The organism is Nocardia uniformis NBRC 13702 (assembly GCF_001613345.1).
In the GTDB taxonomy this organism is placed as follows: domain Bacteria; phylum Actinomycetota; class Actinomycetes; order Mycobacteriales; family Mycobacteriaceae; genus Nocardia; species Nocardia uniformis.
The window spans coordinates 1-22,839 of the sequence record NZ_BDCE01000021.1; the positions used below are offsets into that span (position 1 = coordinate 1).

Sequence of the window (22,839 nt, forward strand, 5' to 3'; positions counted from 1 at the left end):
AGCCGATCTCGACCCAGGCCAGCTCTCCGACGCGGGGTTCCTGCACGGCATCGCCTACGTCACCTTCCAAGAGCTCGCCACCCGCCTCAGCCACCGCAACACCGGCAAGGTCTGCCACGACCCGATCGCCGAAACCATGCTCCAGCGCATCGCCACCGACGAGAACCTCCACATGATCTTCTACCGCAACATCTGCGCCGCCGCCCTGGACGTAGCCCCCGACCAGACCCTCCGAGCGATCACCACTACCCTGATGAACTTCCAGATGCCCGGCGCTGGCACCCCAAACTTCCTCCGCCATGGCGCCCTGATGGCCAAGAACGGCATCTACGACATGCGCCAACACCTGGAAGACGTAATGAAGCCCATCCTGCGCACCTGGAAGATCTTCGAACGCACCGACTTCACGGCCGAGGGCGAGCAGACCCGGGAAGAACTCGGTGCGTTCCTGACGAAGTACGAACAGGACACGATCAAATTCGAGGAGCGGCGTGACCGCCTAGCCGCCCGCGAGGTCGCCAGACGCGGACCATCAACACTGCTGAGCTAAATTCGAGGCGTCGCCAACAACCCGACCGATCCCGGAATATGCGGACGTTTCGAGATTCGTACGCAGTCCAGCCGAGCGCCCGCTTCACCTCAGAGAAGTTCGCTCGGCGGGGATGGGATTCGGCTCCTCGGATTCGAACGGGAACATGGTGCCACTCAGGTACTCGGTCGCTGTCTGTTTTCGCGGACATGGCGGCTCACACGGTGCATGGATCTTGAGAACGCCCTCGGCACGCTTGCGATCGAGAGGATAGATAGATCCCCTCTCGCAGTCATCGTGAACCCAGGTACTACCGGCTTCCGGCGACATGATTTGTCCCTTTCGTAGCTCTGTCGGTTCGAATTGATAGAGGAACAAACAGATTCGCTTACGAGCGCGGGACGCCATCACCTCCCCGCAGGACTTCACCGGACGTCCAGAGACATCTAAACTCGTCCCTAGGTGCCCTTCTCGGGAGGCAGTGCAATATGGCGAATGAACGACTTCGAAGCGCACTGCTGCACAACGGGCTCACGCCACAGTCGGTGGCCACCGCACTCGGAGTCGACGCCAAGACCGTCGAACGGTGGATCACCAAGGAGCGGGTCCCGTATCCGAAACACCGCTACGCCTTGGCAGCGCTGCTGCACAAGTCGCAGGATCATCTCTGGCCGGACGTAGCGCCTCGCCGGCAGTTCGCCGATGTGGAAGCGGTGTTTCCTACGCGCGCCGAGTTCATCCAGGCCATGCCGCCTCGGGAACTCTTCCGAGGCGCTGCCACCATCGACATGGTCGGGTTGTCGTTGAACCTGCTCTGTCAGCAGTATTCGGACAGCGACATATTGAAATCGGTCGCATCCGGCACCACGCTGCGATGCCTTTTCCTGGACCCCGCCGGCAAACACATCCTCGATCGCGAGCAGGAGGAGAGCCACGATCCCGGCGTTCTGAGCAACTTGACCGGCATCAACATCGGTTCACTCGCGCGGGTGCGGAACAAGATTCCCGCTCACAGCACCGGCTCCATAGCGATCCGAACCTACGATGAGCCGCTCAGGTTCAATATCACAGTCGTCGACAGGAAAACCTGCGTCATCCAGCCGTACTTGCCCAGCGCGAGAGGCGTCGAATCTCCGACATTCGTCGCCCGCCGCAACGATCAGCCGGGTCTCTTCGATACGTTCTCTCAGGTCTTCGAGTCCATGTGGGCGACTGGAAAGGAGGTTGTCGCGCAATGACCGCCGATGGGACCGCGCTGCTCGATATCGCTCGGCAAGCCATTGCTATTGGCGGCGACCTCCTGAAGAACACACGACCGGGTCAGGTCGAGCGAAAGGGGGATCGAGACTTCGTCACAGATCTCGACCTCCGGATCCAGGACGAGATTCGCCGCTATCTGGCGGACGCCGCGCCGGAGATCGAGTTTCTGAGCGAAGAAGTCAACGGTCCACAGCCTGATCCTGAGACGGCCGACGCAATGTGGGTACTCGACCCCATCGACGGCACCTCGAACTTCATTCACGGGATACCACTTTCGGCCGTTTCGCTCGCGCTCGTGCAAGGTGGCGCAGCTACGGTCGGGGTGATCCTCGCGCCGTTCCTCGGGCTGGAGTACTTCGCCATCGCCGGGCGTGGCGCGTACTCGAATGGCCACCGGATGGCCGCCAGCCAATCGGAAACACTGGAGAAATCCATTGTCTCTCTGGGTGATTACGCCGTCGGTGCCAACGCCGACCGCAAGAACCAACGCCGCGTCGCGCTGACAACAGCTCTCGCCTCGTCCGTCGAACGGGTTCGTATGTTCGGTTCGGCCGCCCTGGACCTCGTGTGGGTCGCCGAGGGCAGAACCGACGCGTGCGTCATCCTGGCCAACAAGCCCTGGGACACCGCGGCGGGAGTGCTGATCGCACGCGAAAGCGGTGCGCGGGTCACCGATTCCGCAGGAAACTCCCATTCTTTCGCCTCGGCTGACACTGTCGCCGCAGCGCCATCCATCGCAGACGAGCTACTCACGCTCATCGACGACATCGGCTGACAGCCCACGCCTCACCTGAGCGCGGTGGCGCTGGCGATTCGATCGGCGAGATCGGTGCAATCGATCGGTCGTGTCGTATCGACGATTACAGTGGGAGTGAGTCCGAGGGGCGCGGCCTGTTCGGCCCATACTCTCCAGTCTGCAACGAGGTGGTGCTGGTCTTGGAAGAGCGGGGCGCGGCGCCTGGCCCTGTAGCGGGCTTTTGCTACTTCTGGTGGGACGTCGCACCAGATCTCGACGGCACGGTCGGGTTGAATCTGCTTGATTCCGGCCTCGGCGAAATGTAGGTCGCGGGGTTTGAACCACCACGAGTCGATGACGACGGGCAGGGGTGTCGCTCGAGCCAGCGCCCAGATCGCCTCCATCGCGACCGCCCCGAGATCGGGGATGGTTTCGGCATTGTCGAGGCAGCTCGCCAGGGCTTCCTTGAAGATGTCCTTGGACAGGAACTGGGCACCCAGCGTGTCCGCCAGTGCTCGACCCAGGGTCGACTTGCCGGAGGCGGGCAGTCCGTTGATCAGCACCAGGAGTTTGTCCACCGGGTCATCCTGGCAGCGGTGAACCAGAGCGTGGGCTGGCTCGTATAACCCGCACAGAGAACTCATCACGGAGGTCGACGCGTGCGTGTGAACCGACAGACTGCGGATCTGTCCGGGTATCCGGATTTGGTGGTGATCTACCTCGGGATGCGGGTGCGGAAACCGCGCGGGGTGTTGCGGCTGTTGGGGGTGGGGCCGAAGCTTTACAGTTCGCATCGGGATCGGCCCGATGGGCTGTTGTCGCATGAGGACATTGTGTGGTCGCTGTTTCCGCCGCACTGGGGGGCTCGGCAGTATTGGCGGGATTTGGAGAGCCTCGAGAAGTGGACGCGGTCGGATCCGCATCGGCAGTGGTGGCAGGGGTTCCTCAAGGACTCCGGGGGGACGGGGTTCTGGCATGAGGCGTATTTCGCTCGGGGTGGGTTCGATTCGGTGTACGACGATATGAGTCCGGCTACGGGGCTGGCCCGGTTCGCGCCCACGGTGACCGCGCGGGGGCGGATGTTCTCGACCCGGGGGCGGGTGCGCGGTGCCGAACCCACGGTGGCGCCGGTGGTCGACGAGGAGACCTACTACCGGAGCTGACGCTGCCGCACCCGGGTCGCCGACCGCGCACACCGGGCTCCGGCCCGAAATCGGTGCGGTGCGCGAACATCGGGCAACAGACACGGGTCATGCGGATGAACATCCTGGTCAAAGGGTGTGATTCGGTCACGGATGCATATCGGGCGGGGCCGGCGCGGCCTACCCTTCGCACCATGCACGTCCTGTACGTCTGCTCCGGAAATGTGTGTCGGTCCGTCATCGCCGAGCGACTCACCCTGGCCATTGCCGCCGAACACTCACTACCGGATCTCACCGCGGAGAGCGCGGGAGTGCGGGCGCTGGTCGGGTTTCCCGTCGCACCGCTCGCCGCCCAGGCCATCGAGGGACTCGGCGCGGAAGCGGGCGAGTTCAAGGCCCGCAGGCTGAAACCGGAGATGGTGCGCCACGCCGACCTCATCCTCACCATGACCGAGCAGATTCGGGAAAAAGTGCGCGAGATCGAACCCTCCGCCGCGGCACACACTTTCACCCTCCTCGAAGCGCACCGGATCGCGAGGGTCAGTGGGGCGCGCACCGTCGCCGGCCTGAATCAGGCCCGGCACGATCTGGCACTGGTCGGGCGGGAGAATATCTCCGATCCGGTCGGACTGTCCGCACAGGCCTATTGCGAAGTCGGCGACCGGATTGCCGAGGCCCTGATACCGCTCCTGCTGGCCCTGCACGCGCATCAGCATCCGCAGGCCACCATCCACCCTCGAAACGCCGCCGATGACGCCGGTGGATCCCGACCGACCCTGCTGGTCCTGCCGGGCGGGCGCGACGCCGAACCCGCCGAAACCCCTACACAGCCCGACAAACCGGAGAAGCCAGGTGCGGATTCCGGCCAGCGGGTTGCGTTGTCGGGTCGCTAGGGCGCAAACTCACAATCGAATACCGCGTGTCAATGGACCTGTCTGCCGTAAACGTCCGGTAAGGCACTAGACTCCGGCGGGTACTTCACCGTGTTAGACACTCCGAACAGGACTGAACGACATGCCGAAACGCATTTCGGATGTTTCGCTCCATGTTTACGTGACACCGCAGACGCTCGACCGTGTGGTGGGCATCGTCTGCCGGGTGGTGGACGAACATGTGGCCGATCGCGATCTGTTCGCCTGGCGGTTCACGCTACCGGTGGAGGGTGATGACCCCACCCACACGGTGCTCGAAACCCAGTGGCGGCTGGACCATCCCGATATAGAGCCGGAGAATCGGCGCACCTACGAGATCGCGCTCAGCCTGGTAGGCGATTCGCGGTTGCTGACCAAGGCGGCGATCGATCGCCTGGAGCAGCGACTGGTGCTGAACCTGTCGGCCGACCAGCCCTTCCCCTACGTGATCCGCGCCCTCCAGCGCGAGGACTTCGATCTCGAAGAGAACCGCGAACGCATCTGACGGGTGCGCACTCCCGCCGAGCCCTGGCCGCGCCGATGCGACAGGGCCCCGGCGCGATCGCCGAGGCCCTGTCGTTCGTATCGAATGCGTGACTACCGCTTCGGAAAGTGGCGGATCACGCCTTCCTGCACCGTCGTCGCGAGCAATTCTCCACCGCGCGAGTAGAAGGTCCCGCGCGCCAAACCGCGGGATCCAGCGGCGACCGGGGACTCGGTCGCGTACAGCGCCCACTCGTCGAAGCGGAACGGCCGGTGGAACCAGATCGAATGGTTCACCGTCGCCGCGATGATCCGATCCAGCCCCCACGACAGCCCGTGCGTGGTGATGATCGAATCCAAAACCGTGGTGTCGGACGAATAGGCCAGCGCCGCAACGTGAATCATCGGATCGTCGGGCAGCGTGCCATCGGTGCGCATCCATACCCGATTGTGGTTGAGCTTCTCCCCCGTGCCCTTGAGAATCCAGGCGGGGTCGTTGGTGTAGCGCATATCGATGGGATGCGGTGCGTTGACGAACATTTCGAGACGGTCCTCGAGACCGGCGAAGGATTCCTCGACGCGCGGCAGGTCGTCCGGGTCCGGTACCTCCGGCTGCGCCGTGGCATGTTCGAGGCCCTTGCCCCAGTCCTGGAACGCGGCCAGCATGACGAACAGTTCCTGATCGTCCTGGTACGCCGTCACCGTGCGATTGGCGAAGGCCCGTCCGTCGCGATGGCGGTCCACCCGATATTCGATCGGCTTCTTCGGATCACCACCGCGCACGAAGTGCGCGTTGACGCAATGCACCGGGCGGCCCGGACCGACAGTGCGGCCCGCGGCGATAATCGCCTGCGAGACCAACTGCCCACCGAAGGTGCGACTCCACACCTTCTCCGGGTGCTGGCCGATGAAGAGATCCGGACCGGCTTCCTCCAGGTCCAGTAGCTCCAACAGCACCTGCAGGTCGGCCGCGCGCGATAACGCGCCCGGCTCTTCTACCGCCTCGCCCAGCGATGCGCTCATCCTCAGTGGTCCTCCTCGCCGATCCGGTGTACGTGCACCATATTGGTCGAGCCCACAGTTCCCGGCGGCGACCCGGCCACGATGACCACGAGATCGCCCTTCTGGTATCGGCCGATGGACAGCAGCGCGTTATCGACCTGAATGATCATCTCATCGGTATCGGCGACGCGCGGAACGATGAAAGTCTCGGTGCCCCAGGTCAATGCGAGCTGGCTGCGGATCTCCGGCTGCGGCGTGAACGCCAGCAGCGGCAGCGGGGTGTGCAGGCGGGCGAGGCGGCGCACCGTATCGCCGGACTGCGTAAACGCCACGAGGGCCTTGGCATTGAGTCGCTCGCCGATATCGCGGGCGGCGTAGGAGATGACACCGCGCTTGGTGCGGGGCACGTGGGTCAGTGGCGGCACCCGAGTGGAGGTCTCGCCCTCGACGGCGTGCACGATGCGGGCCATGGTGCGCACGGCCTCGATCGGGTAGTCGCCGACGGAGGTCTCACCCGACAGCATGACCGCGTCCGCGCCGTCGAGCACCGCATTGGCGACATCGGAGGCCTCGGCGCGGGTGGGCCGGGAGTTGGTGATCATCGACTCCAGCATCTGGGTCGCCACGATCACCGGCTTGGCGTTCTCGCGCGCCATCTGAATGGCCCGCTTCTGCACCAGCGGCACCTGCTCGAGGGGCAGCTCCACACCGAGGTCACCGCGCGCCACCATGATGGCGTCGAAGGCCAGCACAATGGCCTCCAGATTATCGATGGCCTCCGGCTTTTCGAGCTTGCCGATAATCGGCACCCGCCGGCCGACCCGGTCCATGATGTCGTGCACCAGCTCGACATCCGCCGGCGATCGCACGAACGACAGCGCGATGAAATCGACGCCGAGCTGCAGAGCGAATTCGAGGTCCTCGATGTCCTTCTCGGACAGTGCCGGCACGGAGACATCCATACCGGGCAGCGAGACGCCCTTGTTATTGGAAATGGGGCCGCCCTCGGTCACCCGGCAAACCACGTCATTGCCTTCGACGTGGTCCACGGTGAGACCGATCTTGCCGTCATCGACCAGCAGGCGGTCGCCGGCCTTGGCGTCCTGCGCGAGCTCCCGGTAGGTGGTGGAGACGCGGTCATGGGTACCGACAATGTCATCGACGGTGATGCGGACGATCTCGCCGGTGGCCCAGAACGTCTTACCATCGCCCTCGAAACGACCGAGACGAATCTTCGGTCCCTGCAAATCGGCGAGAATACCTACCGCGCGGCCGAGATCATCGCTGGCCTGACGCACCTTCTTGTAGTTTTCGGCGTGATCGGAATGTTCGCCGTGGCTGAAGTTCAGCCGGGCCACATCCATGCCGCTCTCGACGAGTTCACGAATTTTTTCCTCGGACGACACCGCAGGTCCGAGCGTGCACACAATCTTCGTCCGTCGCATCACAACGTCAACCCTAGTCCTGCCAAATGGGTCCTGCTCACCGGGCACACCGCAACAGTGCGGGGCGGATCGGTGAACGCCGAGGGTGCGGTATTCGGTACTTGGAGGAACGCCCAGCTACCGGTCAGCGCGCGACATGACGTGCTAGACGAGTCTCCAGCCGGGTCTGCCCGAAACCGAGGATCAGACAGATGATCCAGTAGTAGATCGCGGCGACGCCGTAGAGGGCGAAGAAGTCGAAAGTGGGGGCCGCGGCCAATTGCGCGGTGCGCAATAGCTCGGTCACCAGAATGGTCGACGCGAGCGAGGTGTCCTTCACCAACGAGATGAGCGTGTTGGACAGCGACGGCACCGCGATCCGCGCGGCCTGCGGCAGAATAATCAGCCGCAGCACCTGCGCGTAGCTCATACCGACCGCGTACGAGGCCTCCCACTGCCCGTGCGCCACCGACATGATCGCCCCGCGGATCACCTCCGCCGCGTAGCCGCCCACATTCAGGCTGAAGGCGATGACCGCCGCCGGGAACGGGTCGATCACCACGCCGAATTGCGGCAGCGCGTAGAACACGATGAACAGCTGCACCAGCAGTGGTGTCCCGCGAATAATCGAAATGTAGAACCTGGCCGCCGCGGACAGCGGCCAGATCGACGACATTCGAGCCAGCGCCACGAACAGGGCGATAACCAGCCCGATCGCGAAGCTGACAGCGGTCAGCGGCAGCGTCATCTCGACCGTCGCCTCCAGCATGGGCCAGAGGTTGTGCCGGATGAGTTCCCAGGTAGCGGAATCCATCCGGGATTACTGGGAGACGTCTACGCCGAAGTACTTCTCGGAGATCTTGGCCAGGGTGCCGTCGGCGCGCAACTCCTCCAGGGCCTTGTTCACCTGATCGACGAGCTCCTGGGAATCCTTGCGGGCGGCGAAGACCTGATTGCTGGTCTCACCGGTCTTGCCGGTGATCTTCACGTCGGTCGCACCGTGCTGCTTGGTGTACTCGGCGACGGCCAGGCTGTCATTGACGGTGGCGTCCACGCGGCCGTTCTTGAGCAGCTGGATGGCCTGCACGAAGCCCTCCACGCCCTCGACCCGGCAACCCGCCTCGGTGGCGACCTTGGACCAGTTGCTGGTGGTCGACTGTGCGCAGACCTTGCCATCGAGGTTGGCGAGCGAGGTGATACCGGTGTTGTCGGCGCGGCTGACGATTACACCCTCGGAGACGGTGTACGGCTCCGACAGCGAATACTTCTCGGCGCGTTCAGGACTCGCGGTCACCTGGTTGGCGACAAGATCGAAGCGCTTGGATTCCAGACCCGCGAAGATGGCGTCCCACGGGGTCTGCACGAATTCCACCGTGCGCCCCATCTTGTCGGCGACCGCCGTGATGACCTCCACGTCGTAGCCGGTGAGACGACCGTCCTGCTGATAACTGAACGGCGAATAGGTGCCCTCGGTGCCGACCTTCAGGACATTCGGGTCATCGCCGCTGCCGCAGGCGGTGAGCCCCGCGGTGGCGGCGGCAATGGCGAGCACGGCGGCGAACAGCTTACGACGCACGGTGTACCTCTCCTCGAGCGCGGACTGGCCACGCGACAAACAACCGACACAGAGTACGCCGGAACCGGACCGAACGGGACGTCAACCATCGCGATGCGCGCAAACCTCGCGCGAATATCTCCGTGATGATAAAGCGGCGGGCACCATCGTGTTCGATGGTGCCCGCCGAAATTCTCACGTGTCCCGCAACGGGTGCGGTATCACTCGCGCAGGGGCCGGCCGTACAGGTCCGGCACCTTGCCCATCAGGATGAGGATGCCGTCGATCAGACCCCAGATGGGTCCGGCGATACCGCAGGTGACCACGGTGACCACGATCTGCCAGATGGCGATCTGGTTGTAGCCCAGGTAGAACCGGCCGACGCCGAAGCCACCGACGAAGATCTGCAGCAGACCGGCCACGAGCTTCTGCTTGTCCGAGAACGGCGCACCGTAGATATCGCGGCCGTACGGTGCTTCCGGATCCACGCCCGGGGCGAACGGGCCGGGGTAGCCGCCGGGCTGGCCGTAGGCGGGGGGCTGACCGTACTGCGGCTGGGCGAACTGCGGCTGGCCGTAGGGCTGCTGCTGTTGCGCGTACGGATCGGACGGCTGCGCGTACGGATCGGCCCCCTTGCCGAGATTCGGCCCGGTGCCCGGCGCGCCGTATTGCGGCCCGCTGGGTCCGGGCTGCTGCTGATAGGGGTCGGTCACGGATTCCTCCTCATTCGAGCACGGTCTCAGGACTTATTCTCGTCCGTACCGGTGGTTTTCGTCTCGGCGGACCCTTCGGACCCCTCGGACGACGTATCGGACGCGGTCGGCTCGGTACCGGATGCCGACCCGCTGGCTGCTGAGGAGTTATCGTCGGCCGTCTCGGATTCGTTGACAGCGGAGGCTGATTCGGTGGTGTCCGTGCCGGTCTCGGCGGTCTCGGCGGCATCGACGGCCACGGTGGCTCCAGCAGCCGACGCCGCGCCGTAGGCCCGCAGCTTCGACAGCTCCCACGGCCACGGCCGACTCAGCCCCGCCTGCAACTGTTCCGCCGTCTCGCGCCCCTTGGTCGCGAAGACGAAATACGCGACGGCACCGAGGAAGACGATGGCGGAGGTGAAGGAGTTGATGCGGATACCCGCGAGATGGGTGGCCTCGTCATCGCGCAACAGCTCGACCCAGAACCGGCCGAAGCAGTAGATGGCGACATACAGCGAGAACAGGCGACCGTGTCCGATACGGAATTTCTTGTCCAGGTACAGCAGTGCGGCCACGCCGAGCACGTTCCACACCAGCTCGTAGAGGAAGGTGGGCTGTACGACCTTCTCCACCACGCCGGTGGAGACGCCGTTCATCATGTCGAGCTGGCCGTTGTCGTCGAAGCGCAGGTAGATCTCCAGCCCCCACGGCACATCGGTTTCGCGGCCGTAGAGCTCCTGGTTGAAGTAGTTGCCGAGCCGACCGATCGCCTGGGCGAGCAGAATTCCCGGCGCGATCGCGTCACCGAAGGCGGGCAAGGGAATTCGGTAGATCCGGCAGCCGATCCACGCGCCGACACCGCCGAGCAGTACCGCACCCCAGATACCGAGGCCGCCCTGCCAGATCTTGAAGGCGTCCAGCGGGTGGCCGCCCTCGCCGAAGTACTTCTGGTAGTCGGTGGCCACGTGATAGAGCCGCCCGCCGATGAGCCCGAAGGGCACCGCGAACATGGCCACGTCGAGGACCATCCCGGCCTGCCCCCCACGCTCCTGCCACCGCTTCTCGCCCCACCAGATGGCGACGACGATGCCGATGATGATGCACAACGCGTACGCGCGCAGCGGGAACGGGCCGATCTCCCAGACCCCGCGCGGCGGGGAGGGGAGGTAGGCCAGGAGGTTCGCGCCGGTGCTGTCAGCCAGGGCTCGATAGGTCACGGCCCCACCGTAGCGGAATCGGGTCCAGCCGCACGGAGGCCGGTCGGCGACACGACATTCACCGCGCCGCAGGAAACCATCCGTACGGGTAACCGACACCGACCCGTCATTCCGGCGTGCCGGACATCGCCCCAGCCCATTCCGGCATGCCAGACAACGCCCCGGCCATTCCGGCATGCCAGACAACGCCCCGGCCATTCCGACATGCCAGACAACACCCAGCCCATTCCGACATGCCAGACAACGCCCCGGCCATTCGGGCGGGCCAGACGTCGCCCCGTCATTCCGGCGTGCTTGTGGCCGGAATCCACCGAACTAGGTTGTGGCACTCACGGTTTGTGCATCCCGGCCAAAGCACGCCGGGATGACGAGCGGCCAGCACACAAGACCAACGAGCACAGCGCACGGGATTCGAGCACACGGGCGACGAGCTCAGTGAGGGAATTCGATCAGCACGTCGGCGGCGACCGAGCCGCACCGGTAGCCGAACAGGCCGGTGCACACCGCCGCGGTACCGGGCTGTCCTCTACTGCGCTATCGCCCTGCGACGTCCTTAAGGGGCGACGGTCGCCGATCGCACGCCCTGCGCCAATTCCGCCGTCAGCGTCCGCACCGCGTCCAGGCCCTCGGCCGCCGCGCTCACCAGTGCCGAGCCGACAATGACACCGTCTGCGTAGGAGGCGATTTCGGCGGCCTGCGCACCGCTGCGCACCCCCAGGCCGACGCCGATCGGAATATCGGAGTGGGCGCGAATGCGGGCACACAGTGCCGGAGCCATCGACGACACCGCGTCACGCGCACCGGTGACACCCATGGTCGACGCCGCGTACACGAACCCCCGCGAGGCTTCGAGGGTTTTGACCAGTCGCTCCTCGGTGGAGGACGGCGCGACCAGGAAGATGCGATCCAGATTGTGGGTCGACGACGCGATGAACCAGTCGTCGGCCTCCTCCGGAATCAGGTTCGGGGTGATCAGCCCGAGGCCGCCGGCCGCCGAGAGATCGCGGGAGAAGGCGTCGACGCCGTACTTGAGCACCGGATTCCAGTAGGCCATGACGACGGCCTTGCCACCGGCCTTGCTGATCGCCTCGACAACCTTGAAGACATCGCGCACCCGCACCCCGCCGCGCAGCGCCTGCTCGGCGGCGACCTGAATGGTGGGTCCGTCCATGACCGGGTCGGAGTAGGCGACGCCGACTTCGATAATGTCGCAACCGGATTCGACCATGGCCGTGCACACATCGATCGAGCCCTGCAGATCGGGGTATCCGGCGGGCAGGTAGCCGATCAGTGCGGCGCGGTTCTCCTCGCGGCAGGCCGCGAAGGTATTGGCGAGATTGGACTGCTGGCTCACTGCCCGTCCTCCGGCTTGTCGAGCAGCCCGAACCAGCGGGCGGCGGTATCCATATCCTTATCGCCGCGACCGGACAGGTTCACGAGAATGACCGCGCCCTCGCCCATTTCCTTACCGAGCTCGAGCGCACCGGCGACCGCGTGCGCGGATTCGATGGCCGGGATGATGCCCTCGGCCCGCGAGAGCAGCAGCAGCGCGTCCATCGCCTCGGTATCGGTGACGGGCCGGTACTCGGCGCGGCCGATGTCCTTGAGGTAGGCATGCTCCGGACCGACGCCCGGGTAGTCCAAACCCGCGGAGATGGAATGGGATTCGATGGTCTGCCCATCCTCGTCCTGCAGCAGGTACGAGTACGCGCCCTGGAACGCCCCGGGGGTGCCGCCGGTGAAAGTCGCTGCGTGACGACCGGTTTCGACACCATCACCCGCGGCCTCGAAGCCGACGAGCCGAACGCCCGCGTCGTCGATGAAGGAGTGGAAGATGCCGATCGCATTGGAACCGCCACCGACACAGGCGGTCACGGCGTCCGGGAGCCGACCGGTGAGGGTCCGCACCTGCTCGCGCGCCTCCATACCGATAATGCGCTGGAAATCGCGCACCATCATCGGGAAGGGATGCGGTCCGGCGGCGGTGCCGAAGCAGTAGTAGGTCTCGTCGGCATTGGTGACCCAGTCGCGCAGCGCCTCGTTGATGGCGTCCTTGAGCGTCTGCGAACCGGTGGTCACGCTGACCACCTCGGCGCCGAGCAGCCGCATCCGGGCCACATTCAGCGCCTGGCGGGCGGTATCGACCGCGCCCATGTAGACGATGCACTCGAGGCCGAGCAGGGCGCACGCGGTGGCGGTGGCGACGCCGTGCTGGCCCGCTCCGGTCTCCGCGATAATGCGCGACTTGCCCATGCGCTTGGCGAGCAGCGCCTGCCCCAGCACATTGTTGATTTTGTGAGATCCGGTGTGGTTCAGGTCTTCCCGCTTCAGCAGGATGCGCGCGCCACCGGCGTGCTGCGCCAGCTTGGTGGCTTCGAAGACCGGCGACGGGCGGCCGGTGTAGTCGCGCTGCAGCCGGTCCAGCTCGCCCAGGAAGTTCGGATCGACCCGCACCTTCTCGTATTCGGCGGTGACCTCTTCGATGACGGCCATCAGTGCCTCGGGCACATGGCGTCCGCCGTAGACGCCGAAGTGGCCGCCCAGATCGGGTTCATGCGCGCTCTTGTGCGCGACACCCTCGCTGGCCTGCGGAAAAGTCTTCTCAGTCGGTGTCATCTGTCCACTCACCGGCCCCGGCGTACCGGCTTCGGGCAGGACGGATGGGTTCCGGCGGTCACCAGCTCGGCCACCGCGGCACGCGGGTCACCGCTGGTCACCAGGCCTTCACCGACGAGCACCGCGTCGGCGCCCGCACCGGCGTAGGCCAGCAGGTCGGCGGTGCCGCGAATACCGGATTCGGCCACCCGGATCACTTCACTGGGCAGGCCAGGAGCGATACGTGCGAATACGTCCCGATCCACCTCGAGGGTTTTGAGGTTGCGGGCGTTCACACCGATCACGGTGGCACCGGCCAGGAGGGCGCGATCGGCCTCCTCCTCGGTGTGCACCTCGACGAGGGCGGTCATACCGAGCGATTCGGTGCGGTCGATGAGCGAGGACAGCACATCCTGCTCGAGCGCCGCCACGATCAGCAGAATGACATCCGCGCCATGGGCACGGGCCTCGTGGATCTGGTACGGGCCGACAATGAAGTCCTTGCGGAGCACCGGGATGTCCACGGCCGCGCGCACGGCGTCGAGATCGGCGAGGGAGCCGTTGAAGCGGCGCTGCTCGGTCAGCACGCTGATAATGCGCGCGCCGCCGTCCTCGTAGGCACGGGCCAGCACAGCCGGGTCCGGAATGGTCGCGAGATTGCCCTTGGAGGGGCTGGCGCGCTTGACCTCGGCGATAACGCCGATACCGTCTTCGTGCAGCGCGGCCTTGGCGTCACGCGGGGAAACGGCGGCCGCGGCGGCTTTCTTGATGGCCTGGAAGTCCAGGAGGGCTTCCCGTGCGGCCACATCCGCGCGGACCCCGTCGAGAATCGAGTCGAGTACCGTCATCTGGCTCGAATCCTTTCTGGGGAGACGGACTTGCTGCCTGAGAATCCCCCCAGGCGCTGTCTCACCGATGCTGATAAAGAGTAAATGGCTATCTCCGCGTCCTTGACAGCGGGGGCGGAACCGGGACCGGGTACGGTCCGCTCCGCTGTTCACCGGGCCTCGTCGCCCGCATTTCTGATTTCTGGATCATTGTGTGCGGCAGGAATATTGGTCTCGTCCACGGTGGGGTCGTCACCCGCGTCGAGCGCGTCCCACAACACCCGCCCCGAAAGCTGTTCGCCAGTGGCGGGTTGTGACCCGGATTCCGTGGCACGCTGCTGCGCTACCTCCGCGGTGGCGGCGGCACGACGGACGGCCGGATTGTCGTACTTTCCCGACATTCGAGCGGAGCCCTGCGGCATCCGGACCAGCAGCAGACCCGCGACGAATGCGGCAACCGCGCCGACCAGAGCCACCACCGCGGGCAGCGTCGCGGTCTGCGCGCTCACTACATGTTCCCAGTCCCGCAATTCGGCCAGGCGCCCGGCCCGCTCCGCGGTATTGCCCTGCCCTCTGAGCAGGGCATATTCCGGTACCGCCGCGACGGCGGCGAGCACCGCCACCACCACGCCGACCACGCGCCGCGGCCAGCCGTGGGTGGCGAATACGGCCGCGATGGTGGCCACGAGCGCCAGCGCGAGGGGGGTCAGGGCCCCGAACCAGGTGCCGCCGTTGAGGTCCAGACCACGGGGGGCGCCGAGTTCACTGCTGACCTCGATGGTCACCCAGGTCATTCGCGAGGCCACCCAGAGCAAACCGGCGGAGACAGCCAACAGCAACACCGCCGCAAACGGCTTCGGCCGCTTCGGCACCGTATCGGCTTGGGCCGCTTGCGCATCGGCAGCGGCCGCGGCCTCGATCTCGGCGCGGATCGCGGGATCCACCGAACCCGAGGGGGTTTCGTCGACACCGCTCGAATCAGGCTGGGACGCGCCGGGATCCGGCGTGGACGCACCGGTGCGGCTCATTGCGTGCCACCATTTCCGTCCGGACGGAAGGCGCGCACGGTTTGCGCCGCCGCCACGGCCTTGAGCACCGCCATGGCCTTGTTGCGGGATTCGAGGTCCTCGTAGTCCGGTTCGGAATCGGCAACCACGCCCGCACCCGCCTGGACGTAGGCGGTGCCGTTCTTGAGCAGGGCCGTGCGGATACAGATGGCGGTATCGGCGTCACCGGCGAAGTCGAGGTAGCCGACTACGCCACCGTAGATACCGCGGCGGGTGGTCTCGAGTTCCTCGATGAGTTCCATGGCGCGCACCTTGGGCGCTCCGGAGAGGGTGCCCGCCGGGAAGCACGCCTGCACGGCATCGAGGGCGATCTTGCCGGGAGCCAGCCGACCGGAGACCGTGGAGACCAGGTGCATGACGTGGCTGTAGCGCTCGATATGGCGGTATTCGGTGACGCGCACGGTGCCGGGTTGACAGACCCGGCCGATATCGTTGCGGCCGAGATCCACCAGCATGAGGTGTTCGGCGTTCTCCTTCTCGTCTGCGAGGAGATCCTTTTCGAGCAGCAGGTCGTCCTCCTCGGTGGCCCCGCGCCAGCGGGTACCCGCGATCGGATGCGTGGTGGCCACGCCCTCCTTCACGGTGACCAGGGATTCCGGGCTGGAGCCGACAATCGAGAACGCGGTGCCGCCGGAGCCGTCCGGAATGTGCATGAGGTACATGTACGGGCTCGGGTTGGAGGCGCGCAGCATGCGGTAGACGTCGAGGGCATTGCCGCCGTACTCCATTTCGAAGCGCTGCGACAGCACCACCTGGAAGGCCTCGCCCGCCTCGATCTCCTTGATCAGGCGGCGCACGCCCGCACCGAATTCCGCGGAGGTGCGCTGGCGGCGGAATTCCGGTTCGGGGCGATCGAAGACCGAGACGGTGGAGTCGGCGGGCGCGGCCAGGGCGAGGGTCATGCGGTCCAGGCGGGCCACGGCGTCGTCGTATGCCTCGTCGACCCGGTCATCGGTGCCGTTCCAGTTGACGGCATTGGCGATGAGCGTGATCGCACCCTCGTGGTGGTCGAAGGCGGCGAGGTCGGTGGCGAGCAGCAGCACCATTTCCGGCAATTCGAGGTCGTCGGCGGCGAGTACCGGCAGCCGCTCCATCCGCCGCACCGCGTCATAGCCGAGGTAGCCGACGAGGCCGCCGGTGAGCGGGGGCAGACCGGGCAGTCGCTCGGTCTGCAACAGCTGCAGGGTTTCGCGCAGCGCGGCGAGGGGTTCACCACCGGCCGGGGCGTCGGCCGGAACCTGCCCGAGCCAGGTCGCCTGACCGTTGTCGACGGTGAGCGCGGTGGGACTGCCCGCGCCGATAAATGACCAGCGCGACCACGAACGCCCGTTCTCGGCCGACTCCAGCAGGAAGGTACCCGCCCGGTCAGCGGCCAGTTTTCGGTAGGCCGAGAGCGGAGTTTCCGAGTCCGCCAACACCTTTCGGATCACCGGGACGACCCGATGGTCGGCCGCGAGCAAGCGGAACTGTTCGCGGGAGGTGGTGGTGGAATTCGAGGTGCCTGGCATGGGCCCATCATTCCAGGCCGGTCGATCGGCATCGAATCCCGCTCCCAGACCAGCCGGAGCCATACCAGCTGCGAATAACAGTGGCGGTGATCACTACACTCGCCGCACGCGGTTAATCCTTATCGAGAGGAGTTCAACAAAGATGTACCCCTCGCCACCGATAGCTCCGGAGGGTCCCCGGCACGCCAGCCCGCAGGTCGCCCCGGGATCACACCCCGGCCAGCCGCCGCGGATGATGATGAATCTCAACCAGTCCGGCAAGGCCAGCGCCATCGCCTCCTTCGTCACATATGTGAAGGCGCTCGAGGCATTGGATCCCCGTCATTTCCCGGACGAATACGCCGAGCACACGGACCGCATTCGCGAGCTCAAGCCCTTCCTGCGGGCGCACGGCATCCTCGATGTCATGGATATCAAGAACCCGGACGTCGCCGCGCTCATCGGCGTCTGACTGCTCACGCTTCCCGGCCCGCGCACGACCCACCGTGCGTGGGCCGTGCTGTGTGCGCACCCGCGGCGAGCCGCTCAGCGATATCGGTCGACCGGACATCCGCCGCCCGGCGGCCTTCGTCATTCCGGCGTGCTTGTAGCCGGAATCCACTGCCGCAGCAGTGCACCCCGTCCGCAAGTATGCCGGGAGCCGGATCGGCATCATCCCTTCGACCTCGGTCATGGTGGTCGAAAGCAATGGCGGTCGAACCGGGAGCCCGGTTCCCGTAGGGTGCCCTTCATGAAGCCAGGCCAGCTCGCCCCCAGTTTCGAGCTTCCCGATCAGTCCGGTACCCCGTGCTCCCTCGACGATCTGCTCGCCAAGGGTCCGGTGGTGCTGTTCTTCTACCCCGCCGCCAATACCCCCGTGTGCACCGCCGAGGCCTGCCACTTCCGGGATCTGGCAAGCGAATTCGAGGCCCTGGGCGCCTCCCCCGTCGGCATCAGCACCGATTCGGTCGACACCCAGTCCGGATTCGCGGGCAAACAGGGCCTCGGCTACCCCCTGCTCTCCGATAAGGACGGCTCGGTGGCCGCCCAGTTCGGTGTAAAGCGCGGCCTCCTCGGCAAACTCGCACCCGTCAAGCGCACCACCTTCGTCATCGACCCCGACCGCACCATCGCCACGGTCATCTCGAGCGAACTGCGCGCCAATGTGCACGCCGACGACGCCCTGGAATTCCTCCGCGACCGCGCGAAGCAGGCGGATACACCCGGACGGGGCGGAGCAGCACCCGAACCGGGACACTGAACTCGAGCTGGCGACGTCGCCTCGCCCACTTCGCCTCGCCGACCTAGTCATTCCCGACCTAGTCATTCCGGCGTGACCGACCTCGTCGTTCCGGCGTGTTTTTGGCTGGAATCCACGCACCCACAGCAGTGGATCCCGGCCAAAAGCATGCCGGGATGACCGTTGCGGCACACCTGCAGGACTGTCGCGGCACACCTGCAGGACAGTTCCGGCACACCCGCAGGACAGTTCCGGCATACCCGGATGACTGTCCCGGCATTGTCGGGATGACTGATCAGGCCATGCGCATTCGCCCTCGGCAGCGAGGCAGGCAAGCGGTTCCCTCAGGCAGAGAAGCGGTTTCGGTATGCCCAGCAAAGGGGCACACCACACGCAGGCCGGTGTCCGCCCGGCATGGCGCCGGTGATTTCAGCACGCGATCACGGTGGCGCCGACTACCGCCGCCATGAGCAGCGAGACGGCCGCGAGCGCCGGTTGGAGCTCTCGACGGTGGAATCCGTTGCGGGCGTGGGCTATTCGGTGTGCGATCGCCGACGTGCGGCGACTGCGCTGACGGTCCGGCGCAATCGCGTTCCTGGACTTCCGACGACGTCGGATCAGGCCGATGGTGGTGATTATCGCGGTGAGGATCAGCATGGGGTGCCGACCTTTCAGCTGGTCGAGGCCGATCGGCGATCGGCGGTGGCGCCGTTCGATGCCCGTCGGGACGGGCCCGGGTCTGCCACGACGCCCAGGCGGATAAGGCTTTCCGCGGTGTCGACGAGCGTGTCCGCGACCGGGCGCATGGTCCAGCCGAGTTCCCGGACGGCTTTCTCGGAACTCACCGCCTCGCGCCTGCCCAGGTAGCGGGCGGCGGTGGCGGCGTCGGGATTGAATCGGGCCACTATGCGCACCAACCAGTTCGGCAGCACCCGGGTAGGGATGCGGTAGCGGGCGGCGAGGATCTCGGCCATCTCCGGGAGCGAAACCTGGTCTCCCGCACAGATGTAGCGATTGCCCGCGGCCCGGGGTGATTCCATGGCGAGGCGGTGGGCGATGGCGAGGTCGCGGACGTCCACGGTCGCGAAGCCGATATTCGGGACGCCGGGCATTTCCCTGGCGAGCAGGATTCGGATGCCGTCGACGGAGGTGCGCGCCTCCGGTCGCTGGACCGGCCCCAGAATCATGCCCGGATTGACGACCGTGAATTCGAATCCCGGTCGCTCCTCGGCGAATTCCCAGGCCGCGCGTTCGGCGAGGGTCTTGCTCTTCTCATAGGCATTGCAGGCCGCCGGGTCGGACCAGTCGTCCTCGGTGCACCGGACGGAATGCCCGACGCGGACCGCGGCGACCGACGAGGTGAGCACCACCCGTTCGACACCCGCCGCCTCCGCCGCGCGCAGCAGGCGCAGGGTGCCGTCGACGGCCGGGCGCACCAGGTCGTCCTCGTGGTCAGGTTCGCTGCCCGGGAACGGCGAGGCGGCGTGGACGACGTACCGGCAGCCCGCCACGGCTTCCGCCCAGCCATCGTCGGCGGTCAGGTCGGCCGCCACCAGCTCGATGCCGGGCAGGTGAGCGGTGGTTTCCGGATGGCCGAGCGAGCGAACGGTGCCGCGCACCGCATAACCCCGATCGAGAAGTTCGGTGACGATGTGCCCGGCGAGATATCCCGAAACCCCGGTTACGAGAACACGATCCGACATTGGCCAGCTCCGATCTAAGCAGTGTTTAGAATCTAATCAATGTATAGATTGGTGAGACCGGACCTGTCAACCCCTTACGCTCATCGCATGGCGTCGACCAAACCCCGCTACCACCACGGTGACCTCCGCGAGGAACTGCTGCGCGCGTCGCTGCAGCTGATCGAGACCGAGGGCCTGGCCGCGGTGAGCCTGCGCCGAGTCGCGCGCGAGGCGGGCGTGAGCCCGGGCGCGCCGTACCACCACTTCACCGACCGTGCCGCCCTGCTCGCGGCGCTGTCCACCCGCGGCTTCGAACTGCTGCGCGAGGAACTCATCGCCGCCCGCGACCGCGCGACCACACCCCTGGACGGCCTCGCCACCCTCGCCGACGCGTACGCCCGATTCGCCCGCGAGCAGCCCTCCTACTTCCGGCTCATGTTCCGTCCCGAGCTCTCCCAGCCCGAGAAACATCCCGATACCACCGCGGCGGGCGAGGCCACCTTCGCCGTTCTGTCCGAGGCCGTCGCCGCGGCCGTCGAATCCGGGGACCTACGAGCCGCCGATGCGCAACTCCTCGCCATGACGTGGTGGAGCCTGGCCCACGGCCTGGCCTCGCTCAGCGTCGATGGCAAGCTCCCCGAGCGCGCGAAAATGCTCGGCACCACGGTCCCCGAACTCACCGATCGCATTACCCGACTGTTCGCCGAACTGGTCGATTCCACACGCTCGCGCGACTGAATCGAGCGAACTCGACCGGATCGTGCGGCCGAGACGACGGAATCGACGGGCTAACCCACCGCCAACCTACGGGCGATACTCGAGCAAACCCGCTGATTCGGCCCGTCACAGCGGAGTGGCGCTTCCCGGCAGACGCCCATTCCGGGCATACGCTATCGCCATGACGACGCCCAGCGAGTACCCGACGGACGACAAGGGATCCTTCGTCAAATGGCGCAATCGGATCATCGGGGGGTTGATCCTCGCCGCGGTGCTGTGGCTGACATACGTCATTTTGGCGGCATTCATTCCGCGGTGGTGGGCACAGCGCATCGCGGAAATGGTGGGCGGCGGTTTCGGTAAGGGAATCTGGTACGGGCTCATCCTCGGCATCGTATGTACGGCTGTACCACTGCTCCTTTTGTTGTCCTCGGTAATGATTTGGAAGAAACGGGCCGGGCGGTTTATCGCGGGCGCCATGGCCATCCTGGCGATTGTGACGGCCGTACCAAATCTCATGACTCTGACCATCGTGCTCGGTAACAGCAATGCCGCCCACGCGGGAGAGCGAATTCTCGATGTGGACGCTCCCGGCTTCCGCGGCGCCTGTCTCGCGGGTGCGATCATCGCCGCGGCGCTATTCGCGCTTGTGGCATTTCTAGTGGTGCGCAGGGGATTACGGCGGCACCGTGCCATCAAAGAGCGGTCGGCACCGGAAAAACAGAGCGCCCCAGCACAAAAGTCCGCCGAGCCCGCGACAGCGCCGGACCCGGGCGGCCTCTGACTCGTCATCGCAGCTGGCGACACGTGACTGATGTCACGTCATTCACCAAGGCCCGTGACTGCTGAGCGAAATCGTGGCAAACTTTGTTTCGCGGGTGACTGTTGGTTGAACTCCGCTAGCCGCGGAACAGAGATCAACGAACGAAGGTCACTTGGCTGCTACGAGAGGGCGCACGGTGACCACCTGGTTGAATCCGATGGAACAGCGAGCTTGGCGTACTGTCATCGCGCTGACCACCCGACTGCCCGCCGCTCTGGATACCCAGCTGCAACGTGAATCCGGAATTACCCATTTCGAGTTCTTCGTGATGACGCTGCTGTCCGAAGAACCGGGGCACCGGCTGCAACTGAACGAGCTGGCCAAGAAAGCAAATGCATCGCTATCACGGCTGTCACATGTGGTGTCGAAACTCGAAAGACTCGGCTGGGCACAGCGCGCCACCATTGCGGGTCGGCGCGGTGCGCAGGCGGTCCTGACCGACGCCGGGTTCGACAAGGTCACCGAGGCCGCACCGGGTTATCTGGAAACGGTGCGCGGCTTGGTATTCGACGGTTTGGATACCGAACAGACCAAGCAGCTCCTGGAAGTCGGTGAGGCCATTGTGGCGCAGATGGAACGCGGCATCACGCGCGGTATCGGACGCGCCGGTCGCGGTTCCGACACTCCCTGACCGACCCGGAAAAGTTCTCCGGCTCAGGCCGATTCGGGCAGCAGCACATCCCCGTCCCAGCAGGTGTGGGTGCCGGTGTGGCAGGCCGCGCCCGCTTGGTCGACGATGAGCAGAATGGCGTCACCGTCGCAGTCGAGGCGGACCTCGTGTACGTACTGGGTGTGGCCGGAGGTCTCGCCCTTCACCCAGTACTGCTGCCGCGAGCGCGAATAGTAGGTCGCCTTACGGGTTTCCAGCGTACGGGCCAGTGCTTCGTCATCCATCCACGCCATCATGAGCACATCGCCGGTGCTTTTCTCCTGCGCGATGGCGGCGACCAGCCCCGCCTCATTGCGCTTGAGGCGGGTGGCGATGGCGGGGTCGAGGCTCATTCCTTCATTACAGCAGTCAGCGCGCGCGGTCATGACAGCGCGGTCCGCAGGGCGGCGGCGGCACCGTCGGGGGCCTCGTCGAGGGCGGCGGTGAGGGTGGCGCGGTAGGTGTCGCGGGCAGCGAGGTAGCGCTCGCGGCCCGTGTCGGTGATTACCGTGTACACGCCGCGCCGATCATCCGGGCACAGGTCGCGGTGCGCGAACCCGGCGGTGTCGAGACGTCCCACCAGGCGGGTCACCGAACTCTGGTTGAGGCCGAGGCGATTGGCGAGGTCCTGCATGCGCAGCTCCCCCGCCGACGATTCGGCGATGAAACCGAGCGCACGGTACTCGGACAGCCCCAGCCCGTGCGTGCGCTGCAATGTGGTGGCGAGGCGCTGTTCGACCTGGGCGTGCAGGGCGATGACCCGGTTCCACATCTGCTCGTCGCGCTGGGCGTTCGACATAA

The 22,839-nt window shown here is 65.8% G+C and carries 27 protein-coding genes; 11 read left to right on the plus strand and 16 right to left on the minus strand.

The window, feature by feature from the left end; all coding sequences use genetic code 11:
- From NU1_RS06765 to NU1_RS06775, 3 genes are all read left to right on the plus strand, one after another.
- The coding region (locus NU1_RS06765) for an acyl-ACP desaturase (protein ID WP_169815009.1) at window positions 1-550 on the plus strand (550 nt) is incomplete at its 5' end.
- Between the two features lie 611 nt (window positions 551-1,161).
- Complete coding sequence (locus NU1_RS06770) at window positions 1,162-1,767, plus strand: DUF5919 domain-containing protein (RefSeq protein WP_157552024.1); 606 nt, start codon at window positions 1,162-1,164, stop codon at window positions 1,765-1,767.
- The gene (locus NU1_RS06775) at window positions 1,764-2,564 is read left to right on the plus strand and encodes an inositol monophosphatase family protein (protein ID WP_067518482.1); all 801 of its coding nucleotides are present in this window, start codon (window positions 1,764-1,766) and stop codon (window positions 2,562-2,564) included. The genes NU1_RS06770 and NU1_RS06775 overlap by 4 nt, the downstream gene beginning before the upstream one ends.
- Before the next feature lie 11 nt (window positions 2,565-2,575).
- Here the strand turns inward: NU1_RS06775 and NU1_RS06780 are convergent, their stop codons facing one another.
- Window positions 2,576-3,103 (minus strand): P-loop nucleotide/nucleoside kinase family protein, encoded by a 528-nt coding sequence (locus NU1_RS06780; protein WP_067518484.1) that lies wholly within the window; start codon window positions 3,101-3,103, stop codon window positions 2,576-2,578.
- An 81-nt stretch (window positions 3,104-3,184) separates the two neighbouring features.
- Here NU1_RS06780 and NU1_RS06785 point away from each other — a divergent pair, with 81 nt between their 5' ends.
- The 3 genes from NU1_RS06785 (at window position 3,185) to NU1_RS06795 (ending at window position 5,083) form a co-directional block, all read left to right on the plus strand.
- Entirely contained in the window at window positions 3,185-3,688 is a 504-nt protein-coding gene (locus tag NU1_RS06785) for a phenylacetaldoxime dehydratase family protein (RefSeq protein WP_067518487.1), read from the plus strand.
- A gap of 173 nt (window positions 3,689-3,861) precedes the next feature.
- Window positions 3,862-4,560 carry an arsenate reductase/protein-tyrosine-phosphatase family protein gene (locus tag NU1_RS06790; protein ID WP_084521051.1) on the plus strand — a complete coding sequence of 233 codons (699 nt, stop codon included), beginning with the start codon at window positions 3,862-3,864 and terminating at the stop codon, window positions 4,558-4,560.
- A gap of 121 nt (window positions 4,561-4,681) precedes the next feature.
- Window positions 4,682-5,083, plus strand: a complete 402-nt coding sequence (locus NU1_RS06795; RefSeq protein ID WP_067518489.1) for a hypothetical protein — start codon at window positions 4,682-4,684, stop codon at window positions 5,081-5,083.
- A 92-nt stretch (window positions 5,084-5,175) separates the two neighbouring features.
- Here NU1_RS06795 and NU1_RS06800 read toward each other — a convergent pair whose 3' ends face one another.
- The 11 genes from NU1_RS06800 to NU1_RS06850 all read right to left on the minus strand — a co-directional run bounded on the left by NU1_RS06800 (window position 5,176) and on the right by NU1_RS06850 (window position 16,948).
- Window positions 5,176-6,084 (minus strand): acyl-CoA thioesterase, encoded by a 909-nt coding sequence (locus NU1_RS06800; RefSeq protein WP_067518491.1) that lies wholly within the window; start codon window positions 6,082-6,084, stop codon window positions 5,176-5,178.
- A 2-nt stretch (window positions 6,085-6,086) separates the two neighbouring features.
- On the minus strand, window positions 6,087-7,511 hold the full coding sequence (gene pyk / locus NU1_RS06805) for a pyruvate kinase (protein WP_084521042.1): 1,425 nt from the start codon (window positions 7,509-7,511) through the stop codon (window positions 6,087-6,089).
- Window positions 7,512-7,632: 121 nt separating this feature from the next.
- Complete coding sequence (locus tag NU1_RS43035; RefSeq protein ID WP_067518493.1) at window positions 7,633-8,301, minus strand: amino acid ABC transporter permease; 669 nt, start codon at window positions 8,299-8,301, stop codon at window positions 7,633-7,635.
- A 6-nt stretch (window positions 8,302-8,307) separates the two neighbouring features.
- The gene (locus NU1_RS43040; protein ID WP_067518588.1) at window positions 8,308-9,063 is read right to left on the minus strand and encodes an amino acid ABC transporter substrate-binding protein; all 756 of its coding nucleotides are present in this window, start codon (window positions 9,061-9,063) and stop codon (window positions 8,308-8,310) included.
- A gap of 200 nt (window positions 9,064-9,263) precedes the next feature.
- Window positions 9,264-9,755, minus strand: coding sequence for a TM2 domain-containing protein (locus NU1_RS43740; protein WP_067518495.1), 492 nt, complete (start codon window positions 9,753-9,755; stop codon window positions 9,264-9,266).
- Window positions 9,756-9,781: 26 nt separating this feature from the next.
- Window positions 9,782-10,951: a prolipoprotein diacylglyceryl transferase gene (gene lgt, locus NU1_RS06825; RefSeq protein ID WP_245719976.1), complete on the minus strand. Its 1,170-nt coding sequence runs from the start codon at window positions 10,949-10,951 to the stop codon at window positions 9,782-9,784.
- 553 nt (window positions 10,952-11,504) lie between these two features.
- Window positions 11,505-12,305: a tryptophan synthase subunit alpha gene (gene trpA, locus NU1_RS06830; protein ID WP_067518497.1), complete on the minus strand. Its 801-nt coding sequence runs from the start codon at window positions 12,303-12,305 to the stop codon at window positions 11,505-11,507.
- Window positions 12,302-13,567 carry a tryptophan synthase subunit beta gene (gene trpB, locus NU1_RS06835; protein ID WP_067518499.1) on the minus strand — a complete coding sequence of 422 codons (1,266 nt, stop codon included), beginning with the start codon at window positions 13,565-13,567 and terminating at the stop codon, window positions 12,302-12,304. Before trpB ends, trpA begins: the two co-directional genes overlap by 4 nt.
- An 8-nt stretch (window positions 13,568-13,575) precedes the next feature.
- Window positions 13,576-14,394 (minus strand): indole-3-glycerol phosphate synthase TrpC, encoded by an 819-nt coding sequence (gene trpC, locus NU1_RS06840; RefSeq protein WP_067518502.1) that lies wholly within the window; start codon window positions 14,392-14,394, stop codon window positions 13,576-13,578.
- Between the two features lie 149 nt (window positions 14,395-14,543).
- A complete protein-coding gene (locus NU1_RS06845) occupies window positions 14,544-15,401 on the minus strand; it encodes a TIGR02234 family membrane protein (RefSeq protein WP_084521044.1) in 858 nt (285 codons plus the stop codon).
- Window positions 15,398-16,948, minus strand: a complete 1,551-nt coding sequence (locus NU1_RS06850) for an anthranilate synthase component I (RefSeq protein WP_067518593.1) — start codon at window positions 16,946-16,948, stop codon at window positions 15,398-15,400. Before NU1_RS06850 ends, NU1_RS06845 begins: the two co-directional genes overlap by 4 nt.
- A 142-nt stretch (window positions 16,949-17,090) precedes the next feature.
- On the opposite strand from NU1_RS06850, the gene NU1_RS06855 reads away from it, so the two are divergent.
- Both NU1_RS06855 and NU1_RS06860 read left to right on the plus strand, forming a co-directional pair.
- Window positions 17,091-17,399: a hypothetical protein gene (locus NU1_RS06855; RefSeq protein ID WP_067518504.1), complete on the plus strand. Its 309-nt coding sequence runs from the start codon at window positions 17,091-17,093 to the stop codon at window positions 17,397-17,399.
- A gap of 279 nt (window positions 17,400-17,678) precedes the next feature.
- Window positions 17,679-18,188 (plus strand): peroxiredoxin, encoded by a 510-nt coding sequence (locus NU1_RS06860; protein ID WP_067518505.1) that lies wholly within the window; start codon window positions 17,679-17,681, stop codon window positions 18,186-18,188.
- A gap of 408 nt (window positions 18,189-18,596) precedes the next feature.
- Here NU1_RS06860 and NU1_RS06865 read toward each other — a convergent pair whose 3' ends face one another.
- Together NU1_RS06865 and NU1_RS06870 are read right to left on the minus strand one after the other, a co-directional pair.
- Window positions 18,597-18,824, minus strand: coding sequence for a hypothetical protein (locus NU1_RS06865; RefSeq protein ID WP_067518507.1), 228 nt, complete (start codon window positions 18,822-18,824; stop codon window positions 18,597-18,599).
- 14 nt (window positions 18,825-18,838) lie between these two features.
- Entirely contained in the window at window positions 18,839-19,870 is a 1,032-nt protein-coding gene (locus NU1_RS06870) for an SDR family oxidoreductase (RefSeq protein ID WP_067518509.1), read from the minus strand.
- An 87-nt stretch (window positions 19,871-19,957) separates the two neighbouring features.
- On the opposite strand from NU1_RS06870, the gene NU1_RS06875 reads away from it, so the two are divergent.
- The 3 genes from NU1_RS06875 to NU1_RS06885 all read left to right on the plus strand — a co-directional run bounded on the left by NU1_RS06875 (window position 19,958) and on the right by NU1_RS06885 (window position 22,020).
- On the plus strand, window positions 19,958-20,587 hold the full coding sequence (locus tag NU1_RS06875; protein ID WP_067518511.1) for a TetR/AcrR family transcriptional regulator: 630 nt from the start codon (window positions 19,958-19,960) through the stop codon (window positions 20,585-20,587).
- A 160-nt stretch (window positions 20,588-20,747) separates the two neighbouring features.
- Complete coding sequence (locus NU1_RS06880) at window positions 20,748-21,350, plus strand: permease (RefSeq protein WP_067518512.1); 603 nt, start codon at window positions 20,748-20,750, stop codon at window positions 21,348-21,350.
- A gap of 196 nt (window positions 21,351-21,546) precedes the next feature.
- A complete protein-coding gene (locus NU1_RS06885) occupies window positions 21,547-22,020 on the plus strand; it encodes a MarR family winged helix-turn-helix transcriptional regulator (RefSeq protein WP_067518595.1) in 474 nt (157 codons plus the stop codon).
- A 23-nt stretch (window positions 22,021-22,043) separates the two neighbouring features.
- Here the strand turns inward: NU1_RS06885 and hisI are convergent, their stop codons facing one another.
- Together hisI and NU1_RS06895 are read right to left on the minus strand one after the other, a co-directional pair.
- Entirely contained in the window at window positions 22,044-22,391 is a 348-nt protein-coding gene (gene hisI, locus NU1_RS06890) for a phosphoribosyl-AMP cyclohydrolase (RefSeq protein WP_067518514.1), read from the minus strand.
- Between the two features lie 29 nt (window positions 22,392-22,420).
- Window positions 22,421-22,837, minus strand: a complete 417-nt coding sequence (locus NU1_RS06895) for a MarR family winged helix-turn-helix transcriptional regulator (RefSeq protein ID WP_067518516.1) — start codon at window positions 22,835-22,837, stop codon at window positions 22,421-22,423.
- Window positions 22,838-22,839 lie beyond the last annotated feature (2 nt).